The 16,488-nt window shown below is 42.9% G+C and carries 13 protein-coding genes; 7 read left to right on the top strand and 6 right to left on the bottom strand.

Translation table 11 applies throughout. From position 1 onward, the window contains the following. Positions 1-66: 66 nt before the first annotated feature. The 6 genes from adeK to sdsA all read right to left on the bottom strand — a co-directional run bounded on the left by adeK (position 67) and on the right by sdsA (position 9,843). Entirely contained in the window at positions 67-1,527 is a 1,461-nt protein-coding gene (gene adeK / locus ACP69Y_RS06325; protein ID WP_425917281.1) for a multidrug efflux RND transporter AdeIJK outer membrane channel subunit AdeK, read from the bottom strand. After that, positions 1,527-4,709 (bottom strand): efflux RND transporter permease subunit, encoded by a 3,183-nt coding sequence (locus ACP69Y_RS06320; protein ID WP_425917124.1) that lies wholly within the window; start codon positions 4,707-4,709, stop codon positions 1,527-1,529. Before ACP69Y_RS06320 ends, adeK begins: the two co-directional genes overlap by 1 nt. A 12-nt stretch (positions 4,710-4,721) precedes the next feature. After that, on the bottom strand, positions 4,722-5,987 hold the full coding sequence (locus ACP69Y_RS06315) for an efflux RND transporter periplasmic adaptor subunit (protein ID WP_425917122.1): 1,266 nt from the start codon (positions 5,985-5,987) through the stop codon (positions 4,722-4,724). Between the two features lie 32 nt (positions 5,988-6,019). Continuing rightward, positions 6,020-6,625 carry a phosphatase PAP2 family protein gene (locus tag ACP69Y_RS06310; protein ID WP_425917279.1) on the bottom strand — a complete coding sequence of 202 codons (606 nt, stop codon included), beginning with the start codon at positions 6,623-6,625 and terminating at the stop codon, positions 6,020-6,022. A gap of 151 nt (positions 6,626-6,776) precedes the next feature. Next, positions 6,777-8,831: a site-specific recombinase gene (locus ACP69Y_RS06305; protein ID WP_425917120.1), complete on the bottom strand. Its 2,055-nt coding sequence runs from the start codon at positions 8,829-8,831 to the stop codon at positions 6,777-6,779. A 34-nt stretch (positions 8,832-8,865) separates the two neighbouring features. Then, the gene (sdsA, locus tag ACP69Y_RS06300; RefSeq protein ID WP_425917118.1) at positions 8,866-9,843 is read right to left on the bottom strand and encodes an All-trans-nonaprenyl-diphosphate synthase; all 978 of its coding nucleotides are present in this window, start codon (positions 9,841-9,843) and stop codon (positions 8,866-8,868) included. Positions 9,844-10,275: 432 nt separating this feature from the next. Between sdsA and rplU the strand changes: the two genes are divergently transcribed. The 7 genes from rplU to ACP69Y_RS06265 all read left to right on the top strand — a co-directional run bounded on the left by rplU (position 10,276) and on the right by ACP69Y_RS06265 (position 16,444). After that, positions 10,276-10,587, top strand: coding sequence for a 50S ribosomal protein L21 (gene rplU, locus ACP69Y_RS06295; RefSeq protein WP_067723976.1), 312 nt, complete (start codon positions 10,276-10,278; stop codon positions 10,585-10,587). 18 nt (positions 10,588-10,605) lie between these two features. Beyond that, positions 10,606-10,860: a 50S ribosomal protein L27 gene (gene rpmA / locus ACP69Y_RS06290; protein ID WP_067723977.1), complete on the top strand. Its 255-nt coding sequence runs from the start codon at positions 10,606-10,608 to the stop codon at positions 10,858-10,860. 214 nt (positions 10,861-11,074) lie between these two features. After that, positions 11,075-11,773, top strand: coding sequence for an outer membrane lipoprotein chaperone LolA (gene lolA, locus ACP69Y_RS06285; RefSeq protein WP_425917116.1), 699 nt, complete (start codon positions 11,075-11,077; stop codon positions 11,771-11,773). Between the two features lie 252 nt (positions 11,774-12,025). Continuing rightward, complete coding sequence (locus ACP69Y_RS06280) at positions 12,026-12,802, top strand: DUF3298 domain-containing protein (RefSeq protein WP_425917114.1); 777 nt, start codon at positions 12,026-12,028, stop codon at positions 12,800-12,802. 119 nt (positions 12,803-12,921) lie between these two features. After that, positions 12,922-14,193: a serine--tRNA ligase gene (serS, locus tag ACP69Y_RS06275; RefSeq protein ID WP_425917112.1), complete on the top strand. Its 1,272-nt coding sequence runs from the start codon at positions 12,922-12,924 to the stop codon at positions 14,191-14,193. Positions 14,194-14,284: 91 nt separating this feature from the next. Next, entirely contained in the window at positions 14,285-15,661 is a 1,377-nt protein-coding gene (cysG, locus tag ACP69Y_RS06270) for a siroheme synthase CysG (RefSeq protein ID WP_425917110.1), read from the top strand. 303 nt (positions 15,662-15,964) lie between these two features. After that, entirely contained in the window at positions 15,965-16,444 is a 480-nt protein-coding gene (locus ACP69Y_RS06265) for a tRNA (cytidine(34)-2'-O)-methyltransferase (RefSeq protein ID WP_425917108.1), read from the top strand. The last annotated feature ends 44 nt before the right edge of the window (positions 16,445-16,488 follow it).

Raw genomic sequence — 16,488 nt, 5'->3', positions numbered from 1 at the left:
GAAATCATGCTTTAAAAAGCAATAAAAAAGCCTGCATAGTGCAGGCTTTTTTACAATGCTTAAATATTATTGAGTGCTGTTTGCAGCTTTACGTTCCGCAGTAGAGGGCTGCTGTTGAACGGCATCACCGGTGTTGGCCTTAATACCACCACCGAGTGTTTTGTAGACTTCAACCTGGTTATTCATGTTGGCTTGTTCAAGCAGCAATAATCCTTGTTCAGCAGCATAAGACGCACGTTGCGCATCCAATACCGTCAAGTAACTGTCAATACCGGCACGGAAGCGGGCATTAGAAAGTCGGTAGGTGGTATTGGTGGCATCAACTAAACGACGTTGTGCAGCTATACGGTCACCAATATTTTGACGTACTGCCAAGGCATCATTCACTTCGCGGAAAGCGGACTGAATTGATTTTTCATAGTCAGATAACGCAATTTGCTGATCTGTCTCTGAAATTTTGATGTTGGCTTGACGTGTACCCCAATCGAAGATTGGAAGGTCAATACTTGGACCTAATGACCAAACAAATCCGCCTGATTTAAACAAGTCACTTAAGCTGGTGGACGCATAGCCCGCATTACCGGTCAAACTAATGGTCGGGAACAAGCGTGCTTTAGCCGCAGCGATATTTGCGCCCGCTGCAGAAAGTCTGTATTCGGCAGCACGGACATCCGGACGGTTGTTCAGCAAATCACTTGGTAGACCGGCATTAAGGGCATTGTTCTGACTAATACGGGTTACGCGTTGAGTCGGTAACAAGTTGGCAGGCACCTGTTGACCTACAAGCAGGTTAAGCAAGTTCTGTGCTTGTGCAATTTGAGTCTTGTAATTGGCAACATCGTTACGCGCGGTTTCTACAGAAATCTGTGCCTGACGAACAGGAACTTCGCTGTCGATTCCAACATCGAAACGTTTTTTGTTGAGGTTATAAGACTCAAGTTGAGCTTTTAAGGTTTGATCTGCAAGTTTTAAATTTGCATTTGCAAACGAATAGTTCAACCAAGCTTGAGCCACCTGACCTATGAGCGCAATTTGAGTAGCATCACGTGCACTTGAGGTTGCTAGATAAGTATCTAAAGCATTGTCTTTTAAGCTACGAACACGACCCCAAAAATCCAGCTCATAGGCAGTTACGCCCAGACCAACATTGTAACTGGTCATTGCACCATTGGTATTGAGCGTGTCTTGACGGAGCACACTACCGCTGGCACCAATCGTTGGAAGCTGATTGTTCTGAGTGATTTGATACTGTTGCTGCGCACGTTGAATATTCAAGGTCGAAGTACGCAAATCACGGTTATTGGCCAATGCCAAATCGAGCACCTGTAATAGGCGCTGATCGGCAAAAAAGTCCTTATAACCCTGTTCGGCAATGGAAGGACCAGAGTTACTGGTTAAATAACCTTGTTCTGGAATATTGGCTTGAGCGACGGGCTCTGGCCCACGCATGCTTTGACAGGCTGTCAAAGCAAGCGCAAGTGCAGATACCGCAATGCTACGACCTGTAACAGACCATACCTTTTGCATCACGATGTTTGCTCCTGATTATTTGGCTTTTTAGGTTTAAATTTAAAGATACTTCGAATCCAGACATAGAATACAGGAATAAAGAAAATACCCAATAAAGTCGAGCTGATTACGCCACCCAGTACACCATAACCGACTGAGTGCTGGCTACCTGCACCCGCACCAGAAGAAAGGGCAAGAGGAAGTACACCAAAACCGAAGGCTAGGGTAGTCATGATAATCGGACGTAAACGCATTTTTGCTGCATGCAAGGTTGCTTCAAGTAAAGGTTCACCTTTATCTTCTTGCAGTTCCTTGGCGAACTCTACAATCAGGATCGCATTCTTTGCCGCCAAACCAATCACGGCAATAATTGCCACCTGGAAGTAAATGTTATTCGACAGGTTCGGATCTTTTAACAGTACCATGCCGAGGAAGGTCAAGCCCACTGCACCGACAATCCCTAATGGAATCACCAGCATGACTGAGAATGGAATAGACCAGCTCTCATATAGTGCTGCAAGGCACAGGAACACGATTAACATTGAAAGTGCGTATAGACCAAAGGTTTGAGAGCCAGATTCACGTTCTTCCAAAGATAAACCTGTCCATTCGTAGTCAAAACCGTTCATACCCATTTCAGGCAATTTGGCGATGATTTCTTCCATGGCAAGCATCGCATCACCCGAGCTGACACCCGGAGCAGGCGTACCCTGAATGTTAACTGAAGAAATACCGTTATAACGCTCTAAACGTGGTGAACCATAGGTCCATTCACCGGTCGCAAAGGATGAAAATGGAACCATTTGACCAGTGGTGCTACGCACATACCATTTGTTTAAATCTTCCGGCATCATTCGTGCATCAGGAATAGCCTGTACATAAACTTTCTTCACCCGACCACGGTCGATAAAGTCATTAATGTATGAACCACCCCATGCAATACTCATGGTGCTGTTGATTTCTGCAATGCTGACGCCCATAGCGCTGGCTTTTTCATTATCGACATAGATCTTGTACTGTGGCGTATCTTCCTGACCATTCGGACGGACACCAGCAAGACGTTTATCTTGTGTAGCCATACCCAAGATCATGTTACGTGCGGTCAGCATTTTTTCATGACCATTACCCGCAGCATCTTTCAACATCAAGTTAAAGCCTGCAGAAACACCCAGTTCAGGCATTGCAGGAAGCTGTAAAGGCATGACATAAGAGGCATCTTTGGCAATCACGTTAAGCGCCATACCACGTTGAATAATGGCACCCACAGTAGATTCTTTAGTGGTACGTTCTTCCCAGTCTTTCAGCTTAATGAAAGCTAGACCGGCATTTTGACCGACACCGGTAAAAGAGAAGCCTGCGACACTGAATACCGAGTCGACATTGGCTTTTTCACCTTCCATAAAGAAGCCGGTCATTTGATCAATGACTTTTTCGGTACGGTCAAGCGTGGCATTTGGAGGAAGCTGAACCAGCGTCATCACCACACCTTGGTCTTCATCCGGTAAGAATGAACTTGGCAGGCTCTTGAACAAGAACAATAGACCGACAATCACTACCGCATAAATCGCGCCGGCAATGAATTTATGAATCAGCAGTTTTCCAACCCAGTTTTGGTAGCCTTGCGCCATGCGGTCAAAACGACTATTAAACCCACGGAAGAAGCGGGCAAAGAAACCATTGCTCTGTTCTTTGTTTTTATCATGCTGTTTAAGCAATGTTGCACACAGTGCAGGAGTGAATGTTAATGCCACAATCAGTGACAGAATCATTGCGGTAACCAAGGTAATCGAGAACTGGCGGTAAATCACCCCGGTGGTTCCGCTAAAGAACGCCATTGGGACGAATACGGCAGACAATACCGTGGTAATACCAATCAGTGCACCAGAGATCTGAGTCATCGACTTTTCAGTCGCTTCAACAGGCTCGAGGTGTTCTTCGACCATAATACGTTCAACGTTTTCGACCACCACAATTGCATCATCGACCAGTAGACCAATGGCAAGAACCATGGCAAACATCGTGAGGGTGTTAATTGAGAAGCCAAACAAGTTGATAATCGCAAAGGTACCCAAGACCACCACAGGCACTGCCATGGTTGGAATAATGGTTGCGCGCCAGTTCTGCAAGAACAGGAACATCACCAGGAACACAAGGATGATTGCCTCAATTAAAGTGTGAACTACACTTTCAATTGAAAGTTTGATAAATGGTGTTGTATCAAACGCCAGCTGATCTTTTAAACCAGTTGGATAATTTTTACGTAACTGTACTAAACGTTCTTCTACAGCAGTTGCTGTATCTAATGCATTGGCACCAGTGGCCAGTTTAATCGCTACACCGCCCGCAGGCTTGCCATTAAATTTAGAGGTAAACTGATAGTTGTCCGAGCCTAATTCAACTTTGGCAACATCACCCAAAGTGACTTTTGCCCCAGTTCCAGCACTCTTTAGATAAATTCCGCGGAACTGATCTACTGTTTGTAATAAGCTTTGCGCATTTACGGTCGCATTTAAAACCTGACCTTCAACGGCAGGAGCACCACCCAATTGTCCCACCGCAACTTGCGCATTTTGGGTACGTAAGGCAGCAACGACATCACTTGGAGAAAGTTGGTAGCTGGCTAGTTTGGCAGGATCAAGCCAAATACGCATTGCATATGAACCACCAAAGACCTGAACCTCACCGACACCGGCAACGCGGCTGAGCGGTTCAGAAATATTCGAGTTCACATAGTCTTTAATGTCGGCATCAGTCAATTCACCATTAGGTGAATAGAAAGCCAAAACCTGCAAGAAGCTTGCACCAGACTTGGTGACTCGAAGTCCCTGACGCTGTACATCTTCAGGAAGTAACGCTGTTGCCGACTGTAATTTGTTCTGTACTTGAACCTGAGCGATATCCGGATCGATCCCTTGTTCAAAGTTCAATGAAATGGAGGCTTGACCATTACCCGCACTATTTGAAGAAATATAGCGCAAACCATCCAGGCCATTCATTTGCTGCTCGATGATCTGGGTCACTGTATTTTCTACAGTTTCAGCAGATGCACCCGGATAAGTTGCAGAAATGCTAACCGTTGGTGGAGCAATGGTTGGATATTGTGCAATTGGCATTTTGCTAAGGGTCAAAATACCCGCCAGCATAATCACCAATGCAATCACCCATGCAAAAATCGGGCGATGAATAAAAAAGTGAGCCATTTAGTCTACCCCTTATGTATTTGAAGTAGATTTTTGTTCAGTTTTTGGTTGTGCTTGCTGCGCAGGTTGGGCGGCTTTATTGGCTTCTGCTGCAGGTTGACCTGCACCTTGAGGGGCAGCGGCCGGTTGATAAGGCTTGGCAACCACAGTTGCACCTTCTTTGACCTTGGCAACACCATCAACAATCACTTTTTCACCGGTTTTTAAACCAGAAGTCACGATCCAGTCTTTACCTTGTACACCTGCAGTTTCCACAGGACGTATTTCAACCTTACCTTCAGCATTCACAATCATGGCAATCGCTTGACCAGTCGGAGTACGGGTAATTGCTGCTTGAGGAATCAAGATGGCATTTGGAATCACACCTTGCACAATCTGTGCAGTGGCATACATACCCGGAAGCAACAAATGATTCGGATTCGGGAATACAGCACGTAAAGTCACGGTACCCGTTTCCGGATTCACACTGGCATCAGAGAATGCAAGGCGGCCTTCAACAGGGTAGTCGCTACCATCTTCAAGCTTAAGTTTGACTTTGGTATTGTTGCTGCTGTCTAAACTGCCTTTGCTCAATTGTTGACGTAAACGCAATAATTCAGCACTCGACTGGTTAATGTCGATATAGATTGGATCTAAACGCTGAATCGTCACCAAAGGATCGGCTTGACTGCCCGTAACCAATGCACCAACAGTAACTGTTGAACGGTTAGTTTGACCTGAAATTGGCGCACGCACAGTTGAATAACCGAGGTTGATTTCGGCATTTTTAAGTTCAGCTTGTGTTGCCGCCAAATCTGCTTCAGCCAGTTTTACTTGTGCAGCAATATCATCATATTCTTGTTTTGAAATGGCATTGGTGCCGACAAGTTGACGATAACGTCCTTCTTTAACGCGTAATACATTCAAGTTAGCTTGTTGACGATTCAGTGCGGCACGGGCACTATCGACGCCAGCACGATTGGTACGCGAGTCAATTTCATACAAGGCTTGTCCTTCACGAACATAACTGCCTTCAGTGAAAAGACGTTTTTGAATGACGCCACTGGTTTGTGGGCGTACTTCAGAAATTTCAAATGCCGTGGTCCGACCTGAAAGTTCCACCGATTGTTCTACGCTCTGGGGTTGAGCAACAATGACACCGACTTCAGTCGGTGGCATTTTTTGGGCTGCTGCAGCTTGCTGCGCATCCTTTGGATCTTTGCTACAACCAACAAGTGCAATACTTGTTGCTAATGCGCAAGCGGTAAAGGCGGGAGCCCATAGCTTTGCAGACATCATTGTTCCACCTCGATTAGATTTTTATCTAAAAATTAATTTGTTTTCGCTCTACTGAATTTGACGTACAGCATATAAAGTAGTGTGATCCAAATAAAACCTATGCTCCAACCAGCCAGGACATCAGAGGGGAAATGTACCCCAAGGTAAATCCTTGAAATTCCCATGATCAACAACCATATAAAAGCACACAGCCAAATAAGCTGGTGCTTTGGATGTTTTTGACTTAGATAAATTGCAAGACAACCCAGAGAAGCTGCATAAACACTATGCGCACTGGGAAATGAAGCACCATAGCTTTGAACCAGATGATACATTTCGGGCGGGCGAGGTCTTGAAATTATATATTTGAGCAACCAAACCGTAGCAATGCTTCCTATAAGCCCTAAACTTGTAAAAACAACATTTGTATATTTTTTATACCAGGCTTGATGTAAACACCAGATTGTGGTTAAAAATAGCACAAATGGCATACCACCTATAGCAGAAAGTGTGATAAATATCGTATTTAATTGCGCTGTACGATGCTGGCTCATCCATTCAACCATAGCTAAATCGAACGGGTTAAGTGAGGGCATAAAAAGCATTAATACACTGAAAATAAATAAGAAAAATCCTACATAAAGCAATAGGGACGGCATGTAAGGAACCTTTGTTATCTTAGCCGATTGGAGCATGACTAATTCATGTTTAAAGTGTACTCATCAGTACACTTTATTTCAAGGGTGTGTAAATTATGCTGATTTCTTTTTTACCGATTTTTTAATGTAAAGTAAAATAAAAAATAACCAATTACTTGTAAGCGGATTTTTGTGATAGCGGAGATTCTTCCACTTCAAGAGGAATCTTAGGTGGCCAAAAAAAGTCACTCGGACGGGTTAAGAAATGGGTAAGCACTAGTTTAGCTAATGGTTTCCATTGTTCAAAACGCACGCGGCGTGCGCGTAGTGCCACAATAATGGTCAGGCTGAAACTGACAAATAAGTTTGTCAGGCCAATTAACAATACCCCTAAAAAAGATACAAAAATCAAGCCAATTTCAGGACTGCCATTAATATTAAGCAAGCCTTGAATAAAGTTGGCTGAAGCAAACGCAATATGTCGAATATCTAGCGGAAGACCCAAAATAAAACCAAGGGTTCCCATGCTTCCGAGCATAATCCCAAACAGGAAGTTTCCTGCCAAGGCACCTAAATTTCGTTCAATATATGCAGCAAAACTATTTAAACGTTCTTGACCTAATAACAGTTTTAATTGGGCATGCGCTTTTAAGCGTGGGCCAACCTTGCGGTATACCGCCATATTGTCGAAATAACCTGCAATCAAACCTGAGAAAAACAGACAAACGCCCGCAATGGCTGCATGGGGAATGGCGAGTGAAGTAAACGGATTGAGTGAGTTTAGGGTGGTGGCCGCCTTGGAGTGAGTCAGCAGCGGTTCATCCATTCCGTATTGCCAGAGCAGGGTAATGACTGCAGCGGTAGGAATGGCGATGGAAATATTGCCAAGAATGGCAATAAACTGGGTTCGGATAATATTAATAATCAGGGCTGCAAGTTCCGCAATTTGTGCAGTTTTAGAGCCTTTTTGATGCTGTACCGTAGCTGCGAGTGCAGCTGCGGTCATGGCAGGTTGTTTGGTGGCAACGGTGAAATGTAGCACGTGAATCAACATGAAACCGAGTGAATAGTTCATGCTAAAGACAAAGGCCTGCATCAGGGGGGGCAGAACCAGACGTGCCGACAATATTTTTAAGGTTGCCATGCTGGCAATAATGACGCCAGCGCCTGCCGCTGACTTGTACATCGACCAGAAACCTTGCTTGTCGGTACTCACATAATGTTCACCGGTTTTACTGGCATTTTCGGTGACTTGTAACGCAATTAATTCACTGTTATTTGCCAGTAAAGAACGAACACTGCGTTCACTATAAATGGCAGAGGTAATATCCACCAGTAAGGCGCTGAGTGATTCATAACGCACGTCATCTTCTTCAACAATTAAGTTAATTAACAGTTCGATCCGATCCAGACATTGTTCTAAAAGGGATAATAAATAAGTCAGGCTGATACTTACGCCAATGCGTTTGATGGCACGACGAATTTTTAAAACCACATCACGGCATTGTTCAATCATCACCAAGGCTTGTGAGGCATCGGGTGGGGCAATAATTGCCATGGGATCGGTATTTTGATACAGCTTTTTATAATGCTGAATGAATTCGACAATTTCACGGTTCTGTACCAGAAAAGGCGATTCGTATTCCGTTAAATCGGGTTGTGCATTGATAAATTCCGGATAAAGCCCAATCCCGCTAATCCGGTAAGACAGAACGGTAATGGCTTTGATCAGCTCACTGTTAATTTTAAGTTTTTCAGCCTGGTTGCCATGACCTTGGCTCAGTAAGGCAAATAACTTTTGCCAATCATCATTAGAAATGCTGTCCAGCCAATATTTATCACTACGTTGATAAAAGACGCGGCGGACCAAATCCTGCAGTTGGCTTTCGTCATTAATCAGTGGTAAAAAATGAGCGCCTATTCTTTGAGCCAACTGATTCCAAAAACCATCGAGGGATAAAATGCCGGTATCGGCATACAAACTGGTCTGTTTATATTGGCTAATCAGTTTTAAGACAAAATTCTGTAAAGTAGAAATTGCATTCGGTGTAATGAGCAGTGCTTGTATGAGTGCCCGAAATTTGCAGTTAATTTCTTCAATATTGGCTGAGTCATCTGGCCGAATCCGGTTAACCAGCTCTATTAACAGGGAGTCATCAAGAGCAGCTGGGTCAGATTCAAGCTGCTCCTGCATTTTTAAAAATAGATCATTAAAATTTATATGCATAGGCGAGAGTTAAGTCTATTTTTTTCAGAATCCATCATTGGATTCGGTTTAAGGCAAGTTGAGTCAGATTAATCAGTGCTTGGCGATATTCACTATGAGGCAGCGCGTCCAAAGCTTGCAGCGCAGATTGAGTTTCTTCAGTTGCACGTTGGCGGCAGTAATCCAGTGCACCACAGTTTTGCACAATCTGAATGACACGTTCTAATTGGGTTGTACCACCGGTTGCAATACTGCGGCGAACAATTTCATGTTCTTCATCGGTGGTTTTTTGCAGTGCAGAGATTAATGGCAAAGTAGGTTTCCCTTCCATTAAATCATCACCAATATTTTTACCTAATGTTTCAGCATCGGAAGTGTAGTCTAAAATATCGTCAATAATCTGGAAGGCATTGCCAAAATGACCGGCAAAAATTCGCAGTGGTTCACGGTATTGCGGAGTACCCGCTAAAATGGCTGCGCCTTCAGTGGCCAGCTCAAATAAACGCGAAGTTTTACCATGAATAATATCGAGGTAAGTCTGTTCCGTGGTTTCAGGCTGATGTTGTGCTTGCAATTGTAGAACTTCACCTTCAGCAATTTCACAGGTTCCGGTCGAGAAATCCTTAAGTAAGGTCATATCGTTTAAATCGACCAATAAATCAAAAGCACGTGAAATTAGGAAGTCACCAACCAAAACTGCCGTTTGATTATTCCAGGTGGCATTTGCGGTTGGACGACCACGACGTAATCCAGATTCATCGACCACATCATCATGCACAAGCGTCGCGGTGTGTAGCATTTCAATAATCGCAGCCAATTTACGCTGACGTTCTATATCGGTCGCACCACACGCTTTTGCCGCCAATAAACACATGATCGGACGCATACGTTTACCGCCTGCCTCGACCACATGTTTACTTACCGCCATGACTAAGGCAACTTTTGAAGTAATCCCTTCATTAATAAAAGTGTCCATCGCAGCAAAGTCTGAAGCAACAGGAGCGAGAATATCTTGCTTAAAGTCGATGGCCATATGAAGAGAAACCTCTAAAAATTGAATTGCTTATTATATAGTGTAACAACTATATCTGATGATATAGCTAAGATCTTAATATAATTGCTTAAATCCTGACTAAGCAAATAGTTTTAAGTGAGTGCTAATACCCATAACCCTCCCCATAGGTAACTGAGCTGGCATGGCGTAGTTTATAGTAGCGAATTGATTTTAAAAATCTATTTCATTTTATAAAGTGTAAGATTCCGATCTGAAAAGTAATTTATTTTTTAGCTTTTGATTGTTTATAAAATAAACACTCGATCAGCGCAAAAAAAACGCTAAAATGGCTTGTCGTTTGATTTATTATCACTTAATATGTTTGCCCTTATATATACCCCAGTGGCGCTCGTATTAAGATCGGTATATTCCTTTATCGGCACGACGACACGGGCATGTTTGGAGTACATTATGTACGCAGTAATCCAAAGCGGTGGTAAACAGCACCGTGTTATCGAGGGTGAAACCCTTAAAGTAGAATTGTTGAAAGCTGAAACTGGTACAACTATTACGTTTGATGACGTATTAATGCTTGTAAACGGCGAAAGCATTCAAATTGGTGCTCCAGTTGTTGCTGGTGCTACAGTAACTGCTGAAGTAGTTAGCCACGGTCGTCACGACAAAATCCGTATTGTTAAAATGCGTCGTCGTAAACATTACCGTAAACAACAAGGTCACCGTCAATGGTTTACCGAGTTGAAAATTACTGCTATTTCAGGCTAATTACGAGGATTATGAAACATGGCTACTAAAAAAGCTGGTGGATCGACACGTAACGGTCGTGACTCGAACCCTAAAATGTTAGGTGTTAAAATGTACGGTGGTCAATCTGTGACTGCTGGTAACATTATCGTTCGTCAACGTGGTACAGAATTCCACGCTGGTACAAACGTAGGTATGGGCCGTGACCATACTTTATTTGCTACCGCTGATGGCGTGATCAAATTCGAAGTGAAAGGCCAGTTTGGTCGTCGCTACGTATCTGTTGAAGCGTAAGCTTAAATAGAAAAAAGACCCACAGTTGATGTGGGTTTTTTTATGCCTGTAAATTGGTTAAAAATAATCTGAGTCTTCATCATGATGTAGAAAAGTCTACATTGAACATTAATAACAATACAAAACTTCTTATTTTCTCAATTATTACAAAGAAAAATTGGTTTAAGATGGCACATTGAAGAAATTGTTATACAGCAAATAAAAAGGTGATGAGATGAAAATGCTTCGTAAAACCCTATGTGCTATGACATTAGGTACAGCAACGCTTGCACCGATAATGAGTACTACTGTTTTTGCTGCGCCTGTTGCCGCGTCGGAGCAGCAAGCAACCAACAATTTGGTCAAACAGTTAAGTAATATCCGTAGTTTGTCAGCAAATTTTGAACAAATGACCAAAGCGACTTCGGGTAGTAAAGTAGCTCAGAAAAAAGGCTTAACCGGACAACATATGAATCAGACCTTTAAAGGTGTAATGAAGGTTGCCCGTCCTGGTAAGTTTTTCTGGGAAACCACCAGTCCCTCAAAACAGACTATTGTGACTTCAGGTAAAACCGTTTGGATTTATGACCCTGACTTGCAACAAGCAGTTCGTCAAAGTCTGGATGACCAAGTAGCGAACACGCCAGCTTTGTTATTGTCGGGAAATACCAGCCAGATTATGCAATCTTACCGGGTAACGCAACCGGATAAAGGCAAGACTTATTACACCTTGCTTCCTAAAGACCGTGATGGTGCATTCCAAAGCTTAACCATTAGTTTTGGTGTCAACAAAGCACCAAGTTTAATGATTTTGGAAGATTCACTGGGTCAAACCACGTATGTTCGATTCAATAACGTGAAAGTGAATCCTTCAATTCCAGCATCAACCTTTAATTTTGCACCGCCTAAAGGTACGGATATTATTGATCAGTAATGAATTGATTTATAATAATTTAATTAAGTAATTGTTGTTTAGAAGCAGTCATCCGTGGCTGCTTTTTTCGTTCATATTTCGCTGAAAATATAGCGATGCTTTTATAGACAAAGTAAATTTAATTTTTATTCATCACGATTAGTTTAACTTTTTTAAAGATACATATTTAAAATTTCATTTAGTTACTGAGCTTTGTATAGTGCAGGGGCATGATAAAAGGTAGTAGGTTGTTAATATAAGATGAAAATACGCATGAATCAACAATGGCTCTGGGCACTTCCTGTTTCTTTCGCTGTACTGATGACGACGGGGTGTCAGGAACGACCTGCACCACAAGCTGAACAGGCAGCAACAACAAAGCAAGAAAAGTCTGAGTTCATTCCATTAATTCAAGCTAAAGTTGTTCCTGTGAAGTTGACTAAACCTGAAGCGTGTGAGGCTGAAGGTTGCATGCAATATGACATTCAAACGGTTGAAACGAAGGTTAAATGGATAGATGCTTATTTTATTGATCGGGTTAAAAAAGCCGATCCGATTGCCTTTTCAACCGCACCGAATCAAAAAATCAATACTTCTGAGGGTGCGAATCCTAACTTAAGTCAAAGTTCGACCTATATTCGCTTTGTCAGCCAGCAATATGATCAGGCTACTTTTGCTATCCAGACTTATACCTATTCTGCAGGTGCGGCACATGGTATGTATCATCAGGAATTTGTGAATTTTGATTTGAAAAACAAGAAACGTTTGGCGCTACAAGATATTCTGGTGAAAGGTGCAGAGCAGCAAGTATTAGATAGCTTGTATGATTCAAATTCACTCTGGTTAGATCAGCACAGTATAGAAAGAGAAAAGCTAAAATTAAGTGATAATTTTTACTTTGGTGCCAACGGGATTGTATTTGTCTATCCTCTATATGAGTTGGCTTCCTATGCAGAAGGGATGACCGAACTTACCTTGCCTTATGTTGCGTTGACCAAATTGGTTAAAGCGGAATATCTGCCAAGTTTGCCGAAGTATCCAAGCCTATAATTTTGGGTTAATTCGGTGAAATTTGCTTTAATAAGGCACAGCTGTAAGCCCGGTCACTGTCTTTTTTGCTGTTTAGCGCTTACACTATAGCCAGTTTTTTTCTTTGCAAAAGATTGGCTATGATCGACCCGAAATTAATCAGAAATAATATTGAGGCTGTAAATTTAGCCTTGGCAAAACGTGGTGTACAGCTGAATGTAGAAGAGTGGGCTTCACTTGAGGCTCGCCGTAAAGAGCTTCAGTCGAAAACTGAAGCTTTACAGGCAGAACGTAATTCGGGTGCAAAACAAGTTGGCCAAATTAAAAAATCTGGTGGCGATGCATCTGAAATCATGGCACGTATGTCAGCGATTGGTGATGAAATTAAAGCGGCTGAAGTTGCGCTTGCTGAATTGCAAAATGAAATTGAAACCAAATCGTTAAGTATTCCAAACATGCCGCATGAATCTGTGCCTGAGGGTAAAGATGAAGACGACAACGTTGAAATTTTAAAATGGGGTACGCCGCGTCAATTTGATTTTGAAATTAAAGATCATACTGACCTCGGTGAATGGATGGGCGGTCTGGAGTTCGAAACTGCGACCAAATTAACCGGTACGCGTTTCAGTGTTCTTAAAGGTCCATTGGCACGTTTACAACGTGCGCTTACACAGTTCATGCTCGATACCCATACCCTAAAAAATGGTTATACCGAAGCTTATGTGCCTTATTTGGTGAATGCGGATTCTTTGCGTGGTACAGGTCAGTTGCCTAAATTTGAAGAAGACCTGTTCAAACTTCAAGGCGAAAAAGAATATTACCTGATTCCGACTGCGGAAGTGCCTGTCACCAATTTCGTGCGTGATGAAATTGTTGATCCAGACCGTTTACCACTAAAATATGCAGCGCATACCCCATGTTTCCGTAGTGAAGCTGGGTCGTATGGCCGTGATACCCGTGGTTTGATTCGTCAACACCAATTCGACAAAGTTGAGATGGTACAGATTGTTAAACCTGAAGACTCCATGCAGGCTTTAGAAGAGTTGACGGGTCATGCTGAAGGCATTTTGCAGGCTTTAGGTCTGCCATATCGTAAAATCACCCTGTGTGGTGGGGATATGGGCTTTGGTGCGATCAAAACTTATGATTTGGAAGTTTGGGTGCCAAGTCAAAATACCTATCGTGAAATTTCAAGCTGTTCATGCATGGGCGACTTCCAGGCACGTCGTATGAAAGCCCGTTACCGTGTAGACCAGAAGAAAACTGAATTCGTGCATACCTTGAATGGTTCTGGTTTGGCAGTGGGGCGTACCTTGCTTGCGGTGATGGAAAATTATCAACGTGCAGACGGTTCTATTGAAGTTCCTGAAGTACTTCGTCCATATATGGGTGGTGCAGAATTTATTGATTAATCCCAGGATTAATCAATAAATTGATAAACGGCACAGTTTTGTGCATGAAAATTGCTTAAGACAGTCAGATTTAAAAATACTGAGGTAATTCGTGGATATCTTTCCAATCTCTTTAAAGTTGCAACAGCAACCTTGTCTGATTGTCGGTGGTGGACATATTGCTTATCGAAAAGCGGTACTTTTGGAAAAATCAGGTGCAGTCATTCACGTGATAGCACCTGAAATTGAAAGTAATTTGCTTGAGATTGTTAAAGCCTGCCAAGGGCAATATGTCCAAGCGCCTTTTAGTCCAGATATTCCATTACGTGATTACCGTTTGGTGATTGCCGCAACCAATGATAAGGCGACCAATATCCAAGTTTTTGAAGCCTGTGAAGCTGAAAAAATATTGGTGAATAGTGTGGATGATCCACCGCATTGTCGTTTTATGGTTCCAGCCATTATTGACCGTTCACCTTTGGTGGTGTCTATTGCGACCAATGGCACATCCCCGGTTTTATCCCGTCAAATTCGAACACAGCTTGAAGCCAGTATTCCACATGGAATGGGCAAGCTGGCTGATTTTTCTGGTAAATGGCGTGCTGCAGTCAAAGCTAAAATTGAAAATCCAGATGAGCGCCGTATTTTTTGGGAAGACTTATATGCTAGTCCACTCAAGGAACAGGTGTTTAATGACAACATTGCTGAAGCCGATCGTTTAATTGAACAAGCCTTAATTGAGTGGAAAACACCGAAAGGTGAAGTCTATTTGGTCGGTGCAGGCCCAGGTGATCCTGAACTGTTGACCTTAAAAGCACTGCGTTTGATGCAACAGGCGGATGTGGTTATTTATGACCGTTTGGTGTCACCACCCATTTTAGACTTGTGCCGCCGTGATGCGACAAAAATCTATGTCGGCAAAGCACGTTCAAATCATAGCGTTCCCCAAGATGGTATTAATGCTTTATTGGTGGAATACGCAGCGCAAGGTAAGCGTGTCTGCCGTTTAAAAGGCGGTGATCCCTTCATCTTTGGTCGTGGTGGTGAGGAGATTCAAGAACTCTTTGCTGCAGGTGTAGCTTTTCAAGTGGTACCGGGGATTACGGCGGCTTCGGGTTGTTCAGCCTATGCCGGTATTCCTTTAACGCACCGTGATTATGCGCAAAGTGTTCGTTTCCTGACAGGACATTTGAAAGAAGGTTCACCAGAGTTACCGTGGAGTGAACTGGTGTATGAAAATCAAACCCTGGTGTTGTACATGGGCTTGGTGGGATTAGAAAGAATTTGTGCCCAACTGATTGCCCATGGCCAACGTCCGAATATGCCGGTTGCGCTTATTTCTAAAGGAACGACACCAGACCAGAAGGTTGTGGTGGGAACTTTGGCGGATATCGCCTCTAAAGTGACAGAACATCAAATTCAAGCGCCCACCCTGACCATTATTGGTGAAGTGGTAAAATTGCGCGAACAATTGCAGTGGCAAGCTTAGGGACTGTTGAGATTTCGTCTATGTTTGCGACTAAGAGTATTTTTTAGAGGATACGAGGCGTGAAATACAATATTTAGTCATTCTAAGTGCGTAGTTCACAACGACGTAGCATCAAAAAATACTCTAGTCCCGAAGGGTTGCAGCTAAAATTATCTCAGACTGCGTCATGAAATTTAAAAATGGAACCACCATTCTTTGCATTTCACCCTTGTCTGCTCAATTTTAGTCTACAACGCAAGCCATTTATGAAATGTTAACAGACCCTTATAAAGCTTGTCATTTTATTTAAAGTAGAGAACTCCCGTGATTCATGTCGTATTGTACGAGCCAGAAATTCCTGCAAATACAGGGAATATTATTCGTTTATGTGCCAATACCGGTGCGCAATTGCACTTGGTAAAACCGCTGGGTTTTGAGCTGGATGATAAAAAGCTCAGACGTGCAGGCTTGGATTATCATGAATGGGCACATATGAAAGTTTGGGAAAACTTTGCAGAATGTGTGGCTCATCTAAAAGAACAAGGAATTGAAAATGATGCGATCTATCCTTTAACCACGAAAGGTGTTGAAACGCCACATACCTCAAATTTAAACCGTCCAGTAGCATTATTGATGGGGCCCGAAACACGTGGCTTGCCTGAAAATATTCGCATGATGTTCCCTAAAGAACACTGGATTCGTTTGCCCATGGCACCAACTTCTCGCAGTCTCAATTTATCCAATGCCACTGCTGTGATTTTGTATGAAGCTTGGCGTCAGCAAGGTTTTGAAGCTTTAGTTTAAAATCCAGTACTGATGAAAGCTGCTTACAAGCAGCTTTTTTATGC

This window comes from Acinetobacter sp. TSRC1-2 (genome assembly GCF_049895885.1).
Lineage (GTDB): Bacteria > Pseudomonadota > Gammaproteobacteria > Pseudomonadales > Moraxellaceae > Acinetobacter.
This window is presented reverse-complemented; position numbering and strand designations above follow the sequence as displayed.

Bases quoted from the DNA above. Each gene is read 5' to 3' on its own strand.
- adeK (WP_425917281.1), bottom strand. From the start codon at position 1,527: ATGCAAAAGGTATGGTCTGTTACAGGTCGTAGCATTGCGGTATCTGCA.
- ACP69Y_RS06320 (WP_425917124.1), bottom strand. From the start codon at position 4,709: ATGGCTCACTTTTTTATTCATCGCCCGATTTTTGCATGGGTGATTGCA.
- ACP69Y_RS06315 (WP_425917122.1), bottom strand. From the start codon at position 5,987: ATGATGTCTGCAAAGCTATGGGCTCCCGCCTTTACCGCTTGCGCATTA.
- ACP69Y_RS06310 (WP_425917279.1), bottom strand. From the start codon at position 6,625: ATGCCGTCCCTATTGCTTTATGTAGGATTTTTCTTATTTATTTTCAGT.
- ACP69Y_RS06305 (WP_425917120.1), bottom strand. From the start codon at position 8,831: ATGCATATAAATTTTAATGATCTATTTTTAAAAATGCAGGAGCAGCTT.
- sdsA (WP_425917118.1), bottom strand. From the start codon at position 9,843: ATGGCCATCGACTTTAAGCAAGATATTCTCGCTCCTGTTGCTTCAGAC.
- rplU (WP_067723976.1), top strand. From the start codon at position 10,276: ATGTACGCAGTAATCCAAAGCGGTGGTAAACAGCACCGTGTTATCGAG.
- rpmA (WP_067723977.1), top strand. From the start codon at position 10,606: ATGGCTACTAAAAAAGCTGGTGGATCGACACGTAACGGTCGTGACTCG.
- lolA (WP_425917116.1), top strand. From the start codon at position 11,075: ATGAAAATGCTTCGTAAAACCCTATGTGCTATGACATTAGGTACAGCA.
- ACP69Y_RS06280 (WP_425917114.1), top strand. From the start codon at position 12,026: ATGAATCAACAATGGCTCTGGGCACTTCCTGTTTCTTTCGCTGTACTG.
- serS (WP_425917112.1), top strand. From the start codon at position 12,922: ATGATCGACCCGAAATTAATCAGAAATAATATTGAGGCTGTAAATTTA.